This is a genomic window from Lysinibacillus sphaericus (assembly GCF_001629735.1).
GTDB lineage: Bacteria > Bacillota > Bacilli > Bacillales_A > Planococcaceae > Lysinibacillus > Lysinibacillus pinottii.
Genome location: NZ_CP015224.1, coordinates 385,504 through 399,486, shown reverse-complemented (window position 1 = coordinate 399,486; position 13,983 = coordinate 385,504). Strand labels below are relative to the sequence as shown.

Sequence of the window (13,983 nt, the reverse complement as noted above, 5' to 3'; positions counted from 1 at the left end):
TATCTATATTTCTATAAATTTTTTAATGCGTTGTTCAAAAGAGACAAGAGATTGAACCCCATGACTCTTGAGCAAGTCCGTATTGGCAAATGTATATTTTCCTAAATCATCAGGGAAATGGGCATCTGAGGATACAGTAAAAATAACCCCATAATCAAGTAAGGTTTGTAAAAAACGAGGGCCAGGGCACATTTCTTTTACAGGATAACGATAATACAAGCCGGCATTGATCTCAGTGGCAGTTTGGGTTGACGTTAAAGCTTGTGCGATACGCTCATACCAAACTTTCAGAAAAGCCTGATCCTCTACCTGATAATTAAATACTTTAAAGTTGTCAAGATGGGCAACAAAATCAAATAGTTTGGACTGAATCATGTTTTCAACAGTCATAAAGAATCGTTCATAATTTTCTTGTAATGCTTGCGGATTCATTTGTTCAAATAGATGTTCTGTTTGGGGATTATCAAAGCCCCATCCATCCACAAAATGGACTGAACCGATGACATAATCCCATGGGTGGTCTGCTAATAATGAAGTTAGTTCCATCTCCCCACCTATAAAATAATCTGCCTCTATACCTAGTTTTAAGGCAATTCCTTCTTGGTGCCATTTTTCCTTCGCCTGCTGAATGGTAGAGACAAAAGAATCGATATTTTCTGTCATGACACGATCCAGCCAATATTGCTGTAATTGACCAATCTCACTATCGTCCAACTTCATAAAGCGCTCGAAATAAGCGCGCGTCTCCTTAAAACGATATAAGTGATCAACAATGCCTACCTCACGTAATCCAAGCCGCTTTGCTTGCTGAAGATATAAATCTAACCATTCCTCACTATAACAGCCATTTTGAACCCTCTTTGTTAACCTCTGAAGTTGATAGGTCATTTGCTCCTTTGAACCTTGTGCAGATGCATCCACACATTGAAAGAACTCAAGCGCCTGTGATGTACGCTCTAGCCAGCGCGATGAATAAGGACCCTCTTCTAAATGTACATGATAATCAATAGTCATCAACTTTTCCCTCCATTACATACCGTCCATTTTTCTTCATAAGCCTGCCACTCTAATGGACAAGTACTTTCACAAAAAATTTCCGTACATTCTTCAAGATGACAGATTTGGAAAAATGATTTTCCATTAATCTTTGATGCATCCGCTAATAAATAATTAACCTTACTATGCTTTTGCATTTTTTTTGAAATAAGAGATTCATCTAAATCATAATCATACACGACACCCTCACTAATGCCGCCACATGAGATAAATGCTTTGTCAAAATTCATATTATCTAACATTTCCAAAGTCATAGCGCCTGCGACAGAGGATTGTCGAGGATTCGCAGTACCTCCTAGTAAAATAACCTTCCCCGTCATGCGCCTTTCTTCTATTGCTAAATTGAACTGGACAGCTGCTGCAATCGAGTTCGTAACAACTGTTATATCGTCAACAGCCAGTAGAAAATCTGCAATATGGACCGTTGTCGTCCCCGTATCAATGGCTATCGTATCTCCATCACCAATACGTTTTGCGGCCATGCGAGCAATTTGACGCTTAGCCTCTTTTTGCATTTGAAGCTTACGCAAAAAGGCAGGCTCATTCCGCACGTTCGTATATTTAATAGCTCCTCCATGCACTCTTGTTAATAATCGCTGTTGCTCTAATTCATCAAAGTCTCTGCGTATTGTTTCAGGGGCTACTTGAAGCGCATCAGCAATATTCGCAACAATAATTTTCCCTTCCCGCTCTAATTGTTTTAAGATAAATTCAAATCTTTCTAGTTTTGCGTAAGTCATGATAATGCAATCACATCTTCTTTTGCGACATAACACTTATAGGTTGTTCCCATTTCAATTGAATCACCCTGTTGATGCAGTTGCTCCATTGTAAATATGGTTTCTCCCTCAAATGTTGTTCGAATGATATTGCCACTCATTAATGATTGTCTCGCTGTTCCTGTTATAGACAGATCGCCGTTTCTTTTATCGAAATGCAGAGCTTCTGGACGAATCGCAAATTTACGGGAGGTTTCTGGTAAAGATTCTCCGAGCATTCGCTCTAATACCTGTCGGGAAAAAACATTATAATGCCCGATAAAATTAGCAATAAATTCATTATCAGGTTTTGTATAAATCTCAGTTGGTGTCCCACTTTGCGCAATACTGCCATTATTCATTACAAATATTCTGTCTGAAACAGCCATGGCCTCTTCCTGATCATGCGTTACTAAAATCATCGTCATATTGAGCTTCCGTTGAATGGCTCGTAAATCTGTTTGAAGCTTCTTTCGTATTTGAGCATCTAGCGCACTCAGTGGCTCGTCTAATAACAACACTTTAGGTCGAACAATTAAAGCTCGTGCTAGTGCAACACGTTGTTGTTGACCTCCCGATAGTTCTTTCGGATATGCGTGGGCTTTTTCACTTAAATGAACAAGCTCCAGCATATCTTGAACGCGTTTTTCTAAATCAACTGAATTCTCCTTTTGCATACGTAAGCCAAAGGCGACATTTTCTTGCACGGTCATATTCGGAAAAAGTGCATAGGATTGAAAAACCATCCCTACTTGGCGATCCTTAGGTTGTACACCATTCATATCTTTGCCTTCAATGGAAATAAGCCCTGCCGATGCATCTGTCAAGCCTGCGACAATGCGAAGAATCGTACTCTTTCCACAGCCACTTGGCCCTAATAAAGTAATAAATTCACCTTTGTCAATTTTCATATTAATATTCGATAAAACAGTTGATGACCCATAGTTTTTATGAAGCCCTTCAATAACAAGATAACTCATAGATTTGTAGCACCTTTCGATCGTTTCGTTACTAAAGCAATGACAAATGTTAATAAACCCATCAGCACGATATAAATGAAAACTACTGCACTAGCAATATGTCCACTAGTACTAAGTTTTTTCATTAAATAAATTTGAACTGTTTCAAAGCGAGAGCCAACAACAAGATTAATTAAGACAAATTCACCAAATAAAACAGAGAAAGATAACAGCGCACCTGCAAATAAGCCTGGATAAACAGTAGGCAGTAAAATTTTTGTGAACGCTTGCCTTTTAGATGCCCCAAGTAATTGAGCTGCATCAAGAAGCTGCCTTGCATCTATATTTCGCAAACTATTTCGTGTGCCCTGATAGATATAAGGTAGAATTCCAACAACATAGGCCCCTAGAACAACGAAAATCATCGGTATCCCTATTTGACTATAAACACGGATAAGCCCAACCGCTAAAATGATTCCTGGGAAAGAATAGACCATGACAACGGCCATCTGTATCCATTTTTCATACGTTGGAAAGTACAAGACAATAACGAAGATGGCTGGCACAATAACGAGGAGTGCGATACTAACAGCACCACCTGCTAGCAATACTGAACGTCCAAATGCCTGAATAAATTCACTATCCTGAAACAATGTGGAAAACCATTTTAATGTAAATCCTTCTGGTAATATAGTTGAATTCCATTTTGATGCGAAAGCGTAGAGCATCGTTGCTAGAACGGGCAATATAAGATACCCCATTAACAGGAGGAAAAATAAATCAGCCAAGCCTCGCTTTTTCATTTAAGCTTCCTCCTTGTGTTTGAGATGCTCCACTCACTAATTAACATCGCCGTTACCATCGATACGGCTAAAATGACCGCAATTGCACTTGCTAGCTCTGGTTGGGCAAAGATATCACCTTTAATTAATGAGCCAATACGAATCGCCACTAAATTGTAATTACTGCTAGTCAGTGCATAGGCTGAGGCATACGCACCCATAGCATTAGCAAATAATACACTAAAAGTTCCGACAATCCCTGGAAGCATCACGGGTAGACCAATTTTCCTCCAAAACTGCCAACTGGATGCCCCTAAAAGTGCAGCTGCCTCCTTCCACTGCTGCTGGATTCCATCATAAATCGGATATAACAGCATAAGCGATAGTGGAAGCTGAAAGTAAATATAAATTAATAAAAGGCCACCCCAACTATAAAGTGAAAATGATGACAGTGCATCGATATCCCATTTTTCAAATAACAGTGTAAATAAACCACTGTTGCCAAGTAACACGATAAAGGCAAAAGCTAACGGAATACCCGAAAAATTAGATGTTAAATTTGTTAGTATTAAAATTTTCTCTCTCACTGGCTCAGAAAACTTCATCATCGCATAGACCGCGAACAATGTAACCATTAACGCGATAATAGCTGAAATGATGGATAAGGTAATACTATTTTTAAAACCTTGTAAAATATAGCCGTTCGTAAAGACAGCCTTGTATTGCGTTAGCGTGAAGCCATCACTATTTTGAAAGCTAGTTATGAGCATATACAATAAAGGGACAAGGAAAAATAATAATAGTAATACTAGAAAAGGAGAAAGCCAGGCAATGGATTGCCGCTTCGATATCAACACAATCACTTCTTTCTATAATTACTGCTGCCCAAGGGGATAATAGTCGCTCTAGCCTAACAGGAGCGACTATTATGATTTAAACCTCTTTTGCTGTATATACACCTTCAAGTAAAAGTGGCACCATTTCATCAGTAGGCTCCATCTTCAATAAATGACAGCATAGTGGTGCAATTTGTAATTGGGAAACAACACCCTCATTTATCCCTGCCTTGACAGAATCGGCGATTACAAACAGTGGAACATAACGATCCTCATCCGTTGTTCCTCCATGATTGCCATCACTCGTCATGCCATGATCAGCTGTAACAATGACCTCATACCCTTGTGCCATACATTTTGGAATGAATAATGATAATATGGCATCCATCGCTAAAACACGATTGCGATATTGTGCGGAATCCGCAGTAAATTTATGACCATCATCATCAACATTCATCGGATGAATATAAAGGAAATCAGGCTGCTTTTCATCCATTAACCAGGCTGCATCTGCAAATACATGACTATCCGGATAATGATCCTCAAAATAGAACAATCCATTGTCAATTGGTAAGGATGTATCCAGTTGAATTCTGTCAGCCATATGGTTAAATGGCGCTCTGTTATAAAGTTCACTTACCCAATAATAGGCTGAGGCTGCTGTAGACAATCCGTGTTCCTTTGCAACGTGAAAGACACTTTTTTGAGTCGATAAACGGACGGTCATATTACTTGTGACACCATGAACAATTGGGGGTGTCCCTGTTAAAATGGTTTCATATAATGGTCTAGATAACGCAGGAACCTCCGAACAAATTTTATAGCGGGCTGCTACCTTTCGCTCTACTAAATGGTGTAAAAATCCCATATGGGAACAAGCAGTATCAAAGCGTAGTGCATCAACGACAATTAAAACTACTTTCTTATTTTGCATGGATTAACACCTGCTCCTGATATAATTGTGGAATTTGCTTTGTTGTATCTTCCCATTTCTTTTGATCGTTTACTGGTTGAGCATTGTTATACATATCAGCTGGTAACAATAAATCTTTTACATCCTGTGGTAGGTCCACCTTGTCTCGAATTGGTCTTGCATAGCCTTTTGCTAAATTTTCTTGACCTGCATCAGATAAAATATATTCACGTGCTAGCATGGCTGCATGTGGGTTTTTAGCATACTTATTAATGATCGTTGCATAGCCCGAAGTAACAGAACCCTCTTTCGGTATCACTACATCAAAACGTTCCTCATCAATTTGGTGACGATAGCCTAATGCATTAAAATCCCATAAGATAGCGACATCAATTTCTCCCTTTTCTAAATTTGCGACAGATGGGTCACCCTGTAATCTACCTTGCTTCGCTAACTCTGCAAAAAAATCAATCCCGGGTTGAATATTGGACTCATCTCCACCAAAAGCCATGGCAGCAGCTAAAATGGCAAACTGTGCTTGGTTAGCTGTTAATGCATCTCCAATACTGACTGTATAATTGCCATTTTTTAAATCCTCCCACGATTTCGGAGCATCTTTTACATTATTTTTATCTGTTAAAAATGAAATAGTTCCTGTATAGCCTACAATCCAATGGCCTTCATTGTCTTTTGCCCAATCAGGTATCTCTTCCCAATAAGAAGTTTTGTATGGTAATGTGAGGCCCTTGTCCTTAGCAATCGGACCAAAAGCAATCCCTACATCACCAATATCTGCTGTAGCATCATCTTTCTCTGCTTCAAACTTAGCTAATTCTTCAGCACTCGACATATCTGTATCTTTGTGTTTAATGCTATATTCAGTTCCTAGCTCCTCCCAAGTCTCCACCCAGTTCGCCCATGTATCAGGCATACCAACAGAATTGACAGCCCCCTCTTCCTTTGCTTTTGTCGTAATTTCTTCAAGCGTTACATCTTCCTTTACCTCATTTGTACCTGATGAACTGTCTGAACAAGCTGCCAACATGGAAATGGCTAATGCACCAATTAAGCCTTTTTTCCACAACTTTTGAATTGCCATGTGTTGGACCCTCCATTTGTTTTGGTTTATTTTTATTTGCTTACATCCGTAATGGTATAAAACAAACATTAAGCAAGTATGGAGGTCATTAAAATATTTAGTAAAAATTATTGAGAAATTATAAAATCTATGAATGTAAATAATAATTGAAGGAGAATTGTAAAATGGAAGGAAGGAGATAAGGAGAAATCTAGTTCTGTATGTGCACGTTTGTTTGAAGAGACGTACACATACCTAGATTATTTGGAGAGACCTAAAAAATTTGCATATGTATGCGGCTCATTTTCCTTTAAAATTGTTAAAAATGTAAACGCTAGTTGAACAACAGACCACCATCTCATATTATAAGACATTTCAAAACGAGCGGGTTCTAACGTAAAGACATCCTGAAAAATAGTCATTGGTTCTATTTGCTCATCCTTTAAAATAGACAAAAAGCCCAAAAATAACGAATGATCTTTGACCTCTATCAGTTTGCCCTCTACTAGCGCGTCAATATTTTCAGGTTGTTGAAAATTACAGTGTGTTGCCACATACCGCTCTAAATTCTGAGCACGCTGCCTTTCTTCACGTTCCCTTTTCTTTGCAATAAAATCAATGACGTTATTCACGTGCATCGCCTCTTTTTTTTCTTTTATTGTAGCATTTTCGGGGAGATTTTTACCTCTACCAGCCCCTTCTATTTGTTTTAGATTCACAACTTGAATATGATTTCACATATTTTTTGTATCTTTACTGCTGTTTTCTAACTCTATAAGCAATACATTCATACAACCAAAAAAGCATTTGGACTATTACCAGTCCAAATGCTTTGATTCTAGCATTTTACATAAATTCTTTTACTAATTCATTGAACTCATTTTCGCTCATTTTGATATCAATATCTGTTAATGGTAACTCGGAGTAACCAGGTACTTTTTCTTGATAGGACGTTGTTTCTGTATCATGATAAATAACGCCTGTTACTAAGCCCTCGTTCTCCATCACTGTACGCATTGCCATACCGCGATCAGTGTGGTCATAGCCTTCAACATCCGCTAGCTTTGTTAAGTTCTCTTTAAACCAATCGTATGTGTTCACTTTGTTATATGTGACACAAGGTGAAAAGACATTGATGAATGAGAAGCCTTTATGATTGATACCCGCTTCGATTAAAGCTGTTAACTCTTTAATATCAGTCGAGAAGCCTTGTGCCACAAATGTAGCACCACTTGTTAACGCAACTTCTAAAGGTTTTAACGATGGCTCAATTGCTCCACCTGGTGTGGATTTAGTAATAAATCCAGCAGCAGAGCGAGGCGATGTTTGACCTTTTGTTAAACCATAAATTTGGTTATCCATGACAATATACGTAATATCGATGTTACGGCGAATTGCATGAATGGTGTGCCCCATACCAATCGCAAATCCATCACCATCACCACCAGAAGCGATGACATGTAAATCACGATTAGCCATTTTTAACCCTTGTGCAATCGGAAGTGCACGACCATGAATACCATGAAATCCGTAAGAATTAATATATCCTGAAATACGACCCGAACAACCAATCCCAGAAATTACTGCAAGTTCATTTGGTTCAATTCCCACATTCGCAGCAGCACGTTGAATAGCCGCTTGTACAGAGAAGTCTCCACAGCCTGGGCACCAGTTTGGCTTTACTGCATTACGAAAATCCTTAAATGTTGCCATTAGCGAGTCAACTCCTTCACACGATTTTCTAATTCACCTGGCAAGAATGGTGTACCATTATATTTAGTGATTGTCGCGATTTTATCGTGACCACCTATGTTCATCTTCATAATGTTTGCCAATTGACCCGTATAGTTATTTTCCACAACGATTACTTTTTTCGCTTTCGCTACAAGTGGTGCCATTTCCGCAGATGGGAATGGATGAATTAAGCGAACATGTGCATGATTAACTTTCATTCCTTGCACATTGAGTCGTTCTTGTACTTCTTCAATAGCGCCCCTTGTTGAGTTAAAGCCTACTAATAAAATATCCGCCTCTTCATGTGGAGCATTCACAAACACTGGATTATCAAATTTCAAATTCTCTAACTTACGGAAGCGTTTATCCATTTGAGTTTGACGATTACCCGTTGCTTCAGATGGCTTCCCTGTTTCATCATGTTCCACGCCTGTAACGTGGTGAATACCATGTAATGTACCAGGTAATACCCGAGGTGAAACCCCATCTTCAGTATCTTCATAGCGTTTGAAATAGGCTTTATCAGCGGCTTCTTCAAGATCATCAATCACAATTTTACCACGACGAATTTCAATCTTACTGTAATCAAATGGTTCTACAGATTGTTTCCCTAACGATAATTGTAAATCAGTCATTAAGATAACTGGTAATTGCAATTCCTCCGCAATATTAAATGCTTGAATTGTGTCAAAGAATGCTTCCTCCATTGTAGAAGGTGCAAGAACTACTTTAGGAATTTCGCCATGTGTTCCGTATAGCATTGCCATTAAGTCTGATTGTTCTTGCTTTGTTGGTAGCCCAGTTGAAGGACCTCCGCGTTGTGTATCCACGACCACTAATGGCTGCTCCGTCATACCTGAAAGACCAATTGCTTCCATCATCAGTGAAAGACCAGGTCCAGCCGATGCTGTAAAGGAGCGAACACCACCAAAGTTAGCGCCAATCGCCATTGTTGCTGCGGCAATCTCATCTTCTGTTTGGATGACTGTGCCGCCGAATTTTGGTAGTTTCTTAATTAGATACTCCATAATTTCAGAAGCTGGTGTAATTGGGTAGGCTGCCATAAAGCGTGTCCCAGCTGCTAATGCACCAAGTGCTACTGCATCATTACCAATCATAAACATCCGACGTTTTCCATCTGCTGGAGAAAGCTCCCATGCACCTACACGATCACCTAACAGCTCATTCATGATTTGACGACCACGAGTAATGGCCTCCATGTTTTTTTGAACGACCTCTTCGCCCTTTTTCCCAAAAATATCATCGACAACATTTTGGAACACTGCGTCCTCTAGGTTTAGCAATGATGCGGTTGCACCGATGGCTACCATGTTTTTCATCAATGAAGTGCCAAGCTCTGCTGCTATTTCTGTAAACGGTACAACAAATAATGGAGCCTTTGAATCTTCTGGTTTAACAGGATCAAATTTGGCATCCGCTAAAATAACACCATTTTCTGTAAGCTCTTTATAATTGACATCGATTGTTTCCTGATCGAACGCCACTAAAATATCTAAATCATCCGCAATTGCACGTACTTCTGTTGGACGAACTGTAATTTTATTATTCGTATGGCCACCTTTAATTCGAGAAGAGAAGTGACGATAACCGTATAGGAAATAGCCTAGACGATTCATTGCCATTGAGAAAATCTCACCTGTACTCTCAATCCCTTCACCCTGTTGCCCACCGACTTTCCATGAAAGCTGATGTAACATGTCAACAACTCCTTAAATCCAATGTGTACTATTATTTTTCCTTCATAAGTTTAACACGAAGAAACCTTCTGCACTATTGTTTCTCAACGATTTAGGCGAAAATCAGACCTTTGACTGAAAATCCTGTTCATAAAGTTGTAATTTTCAAATCTAAGCAAAATAACGAACCTATTTCAAGTGACATCTATCATATGTAAACAGGAAAACGAAAAAATGCCCGTCACTTATTATGTGACAAGGCATTTTACTTATTACTTTTTATCGAATACGTTTTTCCACTAGCAGCTTCAAGGCTGTACGTTCTTCACCAGCAATTAAAATATCGGCAAACGCCGGCGCGCAAATTAAATCTGTGCCACTTGGCGCTACAAATCCGCGTGCGATGGCCACTGCTTTCACGGCTTGGTTAAGTGCACCTGCCCCAACTGCTTGCATTTCTGCTTGCCCTTTTTCTCTGATTACCGCGACTAATGCACCTGCAACTGAATTTGGATTAGAGCGTGATGATACTTTTAATGAATCCACAATTATTCCTCCCCGTTTCGCGAATAGTGTTTACGCTCAACAACTCATGTCCCCCTTTTTGGACCTCAAGTTATTGTCCGTAGCACATTTTATGCGCCGCAAGACGGAAATAGACTAGTTTCACAAAGAATCCTGTTTCCTCGGAAAAAGTGCTGTAAATCAACATTCTTCGACTTATTTATCCTTGAAATGGATAATCTTCATTTATATAAATGCGTTCACAGGATTTAGCCTTCCCTGTTTGATTATCAATCTCTACAAAGAAACCACTTAATACCTCACGCCCTTTTTTCGGTACTTCAAAACGAGAAGGCATATTTGTTTGGAATTTATAAATGACACTTTCCTTCGTCATCCCTAAAATCTCATCATACGGACCTGTCATACCTACATCCGTAATGTAAGCTGTACCATTAGGATAGATACGAGCATCTGCTGTTTGAACATGTGTATGTGTCCCAACAACGGCAGAAGCCTTCCCATCTAAGTGCCAGCCAAGTGCAATCTTTTCACTAGTTGCCTCCGCATGGAAATCTACAAATACAAGCGGTGACGTTTGACGAGCTTCTTCAATCAATTTTTCTGCCATTGCAAATGGATCCTCATGTGGTGGTAAAAATACACGACCATGTAAATTAATGACAGATATTGTCACACCATTTTTAGAAATTTGCACCATACCTTTACCTGGCGCTTCTTCAGAAAAATTGGCTGGACGTATTAAATAATCAGCATCATCAATAAAATCAAATATATCTTTATTATCCCATGTATGATTACCCATTGTAATAACGTCTACACCCATTTGTAACAGGTCATTATAAATATTACGTGTAATTCCTCGACCTGCCGCAGCATTTTCACCATTGGCAATGACAACATCGACATTATATTTCTTTTTTAAACGAGGTAAATATTTCTCTACCGCATCTCGACCAATTGAACCAACAATATCGCCAATAAATAAAACTTTCATTTTTTCAACCACTCTTTCTTTCCATTACGTCTCTAAAAATTTGCCTTTAGAGACTTTACGTACCTTGAATAACATCATTAATTGTAACGCTAGGTGGAGGATTAAGCAAAATAAAATAAAAATCTGGCCATTATATCACTTTGGCTTTTTTCACCTTTATGTAGATAAGTGTAGAGGATAATGTAAGCCAATTCATTTTTATGAGCTTTAAAAAGATAATCTGTTTTAGATTACGGTTGATAAGCTTCACCTTCAAAACAGCTGGGTATGCTAGTAAAAAGGATTGAATGGCACTTTTAATGGCCTGCGGATTAGTTGGACATTGATGGAGAATAACAAGGAGCCCTTCAAATTGGTAATTTAAAAAGCTATTCTTTACTTCCTCATAAACTTCTCCATTTTGTAATTCCTCAAAAAGCTTTTTATACAACAAATCATAATTGTTTCTTATATTGCTCATAGCCCTGCTTGTAAGTGAATTTTGATTGTCAACATTATAGTAATAAAGCTGTCTTGGGACGTAGCAGATGGATTGATTTTTTATTACTGCTCTCGATAGAAACAACGTGTCTTCTGCAAAATTCATCGCTTCATCAAATCTTAGCCTATGCAAATCTATAAAGGATTTTTTATATAGTTTACAGCTGGCAAAACCAAAGTGCTTTTCACCTATTTCTGTAAATAATTTATTTAAACAAACAGTTGCACTATAAGTATAGTATGTCTTTGAAGGATAATATAGCTGCCTACTTCCCACTTCCTCCTGCCAAAATAAATCGCATTTAGCAATATTGCTACCTGTCAGCCTACAGGCGTGATACAGTTCTTCCAGCATAGTTAGCTCTAGCCAGTCATCCGCATCAACAAAAGTAATATATTGTCCATTAGCTTGTTCTATGCCTAAATTTCTTGCCTTACTAACACCACCATTGTCAATATCTAAAACAGTTATACGAGTGTCCTTCTGTGCAAAATTTTTTAAAACCGACAATGATTGATCATCGCTACCATCATTAATCGTAATAATTTCTATGTCCTTTAAACTTTGATGACAAATACTCGTAAGGCATTTGTTCAAATAGTTCTCGGCATTATAGACAGGGACAATCACACTCACTAAGACCAAAATTTTGCCCCTCCTTTACGTAATGACTCTATCCACCTTCTTCTCTGCTCTTTTGTCATGCCAATAGAGAAAAGGCTCCCGCCTGTCAAAACTGTATAATAAAAAATATAAAGGATGATAGAGCTCCAAATGATGGGAGGTTTCGTTAAATCCCATAGAAGCTGACTACAGCAAATAGCCAAAATAAATGCTAGAACTAGCCTGCTAATGGTCCGCCAAAAACCCAAAATATCCAAACCAATTTTTTTATAGTAATAAATATTCATGATAACTACATTTCCTATAAATAAAGAACATGCCGTAATAATTGCTGTGCCAATTTTCCCATAAAAAAAGATAACTGGTATGGATACAATCATATTGACCAGCGCCACAATCATTAATAAAATCGTTCTAAATTTAAAAAGATTTTTCGCTTTCAACACATTAATACCTAAATTTTGTATGAGATCAATACTGAATGGCACCATAATAATAAGAACAATCGCATAGATGGCCAAAAAATCTTTGCCTAACCATAGTAATAAAAATTCTTTTCCAAAAAGAAAGAATCCACCGAGCATATATCCCACTACTAAAAACTGAATAGCGCCCACTTTAATGAATAATTGGTTAATTTCTAATAACCCTTCTTCTTTTGTGACAAGCATAGAAATACGAGGTAGAAATAATCCACTTATGGCTAAAGCTAGTGACATAAATATTAATACTATTTGCATAGCCACTGCATAAATTGCAACATCCTCAGTTCCTTTTAATATGCCTAATAACACTTGATCCGTTTGCCAATAGATTTTATCAACGATGACTGTAATGAAAATAAAAAATGAATAGATAAAAATTTCTTTTATCAGCTTTTTGTTTTTCAAAGTAAAAGTAAATCGAATGGATAAGACCTTCATACAATAAATGGCATCCATTACTAAAAAGAGAATATTATAAATAGCGATAATATAGATTAACGTCACCGCATCGGTTCCCTGTAACAGAAAAAACAACATTGTCAAAGGCTGTACAATCACCTGTAGTAATGTTGTAAATTTAATAAAAATAAATTTTTCATATGCTTGTAAGATAGAAGTAAAAACACCTAGTGGGAATTGCACCGCTACACTAATGGTCATTATATAGCCCATTACTTTGGCTTTGGCTAATTGATCTCCTGATAAGCTTTGTCCAAAAACCATCTCTACCTGTGAAAATAGGAAAAAGCCTATCAATAATGTAAGACAGCCAATACTAATAAATAACTTCAAAAAAAATCCATTTAATGATGCCTCTAATGCCTTATCCGCAATTGCTCTATTTCTAGCAATATAGCGTACAATCGCATTGCCCAGCCCTAAATCTAAAATAGAAAGATAGCCAACAAGGACAATCATTAAAGAATATAATCCAAATTCTTTCTGACCAAGAAGCGAAATCATCAAGGGTGTAAAAAGAAGGGAAGAAATCATCGTGCAGCCGATTGTAAGATACGAAAGAATGGCTCCAATCTTAATTTCTTTCATGTGCACGCCTT

The 13,983-nt window shown here is 38.0% G+C and carries 14 protein-coding genes; all 14 read right to left on the bottom strand.

Annotated elements, in window-relative coordinates; translation table 11 throughout:
- Positions 1–3 precede the first annotated feature (3 nt).
- Positions 4–1,014 carry a histidinol phosphate phosphatase domain-containing protein gene (locus tag A2J09_RS01860; RefSeq protein ID WP_012293351.1) on the bottom strand — a complete coding sequence of 337 codons (1,011 nt, stop codon included), beginning with the start codon at positions 1,012–1,014 and terminating at the stop codon, positions 4–6.
- Positions 1,014–1,796, bottom strand: a complete 783-nt coding sequence (locus tag A2J09_RS01855) for a DeoR/GlpR family DNA-binding transcription regulator (protein ID WP_012293350.1) — start codon at positions 1,794–1,796, stop codon at positions 1,014–1,016. Before A2J09_RS01855 ends, A2J09_RS01860 begins: the two co-directional genes overlap by 1 nt.
- Entirely contained in the window at positions 1,793–2,794 is a 1,002-nt protein-coding gene (locus A2J09_RS01850) for an ABC transporter ATP-binding protein (protein ID WP_012293349.1), read from the bottom strand. Before A2J09_RS01850 ends, A2J09_RS01855 begins: the two co-directional genes overlap by 4 nt.
- Positions 2,791–3,576, bottom strand: a complete 786-nt coding sequence (locus A2J09_RS01845; RefSeq protein ID WP_012293348.1) for an ABC transporter permease — start codon at positions 3,574–3,576, stop codon at positions 2,791–2,793. The genes A2J09_RS01850 and A2J09_RS01845 overlap by 4 nt, the downstream gene beginning before the upstream one ends.
- Positions 3,573–4,418 carry an ABC transporter permease gene (locus tag A2J09_RS01840; protein ID WP_012293347.1) on the bottom strand — a complete coding sequence of 282 codons (846 nt, stop codon included), beginning with the start codon at positions 4,416–4,418 and terminating at the stop codon, positions 3,573–3,575. Before A2J09_RS01840 ends, A2J09_RS01845 begins: the two co-directional genes overlap by 4 nt.
- A gap of 70 nt (positions 4,419–4,488) precedes the next feature.
- Entirely contained in the window at positions 4,489–5,325 is an 837-nt protein-coding gene (locus A2J09_RS01835) for an alkaline phosphatase family protein (protein WP_012293346.1), read from the bottom strand.
- The gene (locus A2J09_RS01830; RefSeq protein ID WP_012293345.1) at positions 5,315–6,403 is read right to left on the bottom strand and encodes an ABC transporter substrate-binding protein; all 1,089 of its coding nucleotides are present in this window, start codon (positions 6,401–6,403) and stop codon (positions 5,315–5,317) included. Before A2J09_RS01830 ends, A2J09_RS01835 begins: the two co-directional genes overlap by 11 nt.
- Before the next feature lie 239 nt (positions 6,404–6,642).
- Positions 6,643–7,020, bottom strand: coding sequence for a 2-oxoglutarate ferredoxin oxidoreductase subunit beta (locus A2J09_RS01825; protein WP_206700921.1), 378 nt, complete (start codon positions 7,018–7,020; stop codon positions 6,643–6,645).
- Between the two features lie 208 nt (positions 7,021–7,228).
- Positions 7,229–8,095, bottom strand: a complete 867-nt coding sequence (locus tag A2J09_RS01820; RefSeq protein ID WP_012293343.1) for a 2-oxoacid:ferredoxin oxidoreductase subunit beta — start codon at positions 8,093–8,095, stop codon at positions 7,229–7,231.
- A complete protein-coding gene (locus A2J09_RS01815; RefSeq protein WP_012293342.1) occupies positions 8,095–9,834 on the bottom strand; it encodes a 2-oxoacid:acceptor oxidoreductase subunit alpha in 1,740 nt (579 codons plus the stop codon). Before A2J09_RS01815 ends, A2J09_RS01820 begins: the two co-directional genes overlap by 1 nt.
- Positions 9,835–10,092: 258 nt before the next feature.
- A complete protein-coding gene (locus A2J09_RS01810) occupies positions 10,093–10,359 on the bottom strand; it encodes a stage V sporulation protein S (RefSeq protein WP_004224903.1) in 267 nt (88 codons plus the stop codon).
- A 178-nt stretch (positions 10,360–10,537) separates the two neighbouring features.
- Positions 10,538–11,335, bottom strand: coding sequence for a TIGR00282 family metallophosphoesterase (locus A2J09_RS01805; RefSeq protein ID WP_031419033.1), 798 nt, complete (start codon positions 11,333–11,335; stop codon positions 10,538–10,540).
- A 130-nt stretch (positions 11,336–11,465) separates the two neighbouring features.
- Positions 11,466–12,452 (bottom strand): glycosyltransferase family 2 protein, encoded by a 987-nt coding sequence (locus tag A2J09_RS01800; protein WP_012293340.1) that lies wholly within the window; start codon positions 12,450–12,452, stop codon positions 11,466–11,468.
- Entirely contained in the window at positions 12,452–13,972 is a 1,521-nt protein-coding gene (locus tag A2J09_RS01795) for an oligosaccharide flippase family protein (protein WP_012293339.1), read from the bottom strand. The genes A2J09_RS01800 and A2J09_RS01795 overlap by 1 nt, the downstream gene beginning before the upstream one ends.
- Positions 13,973–13,983 lie beyond the last annotated feature (11 nt).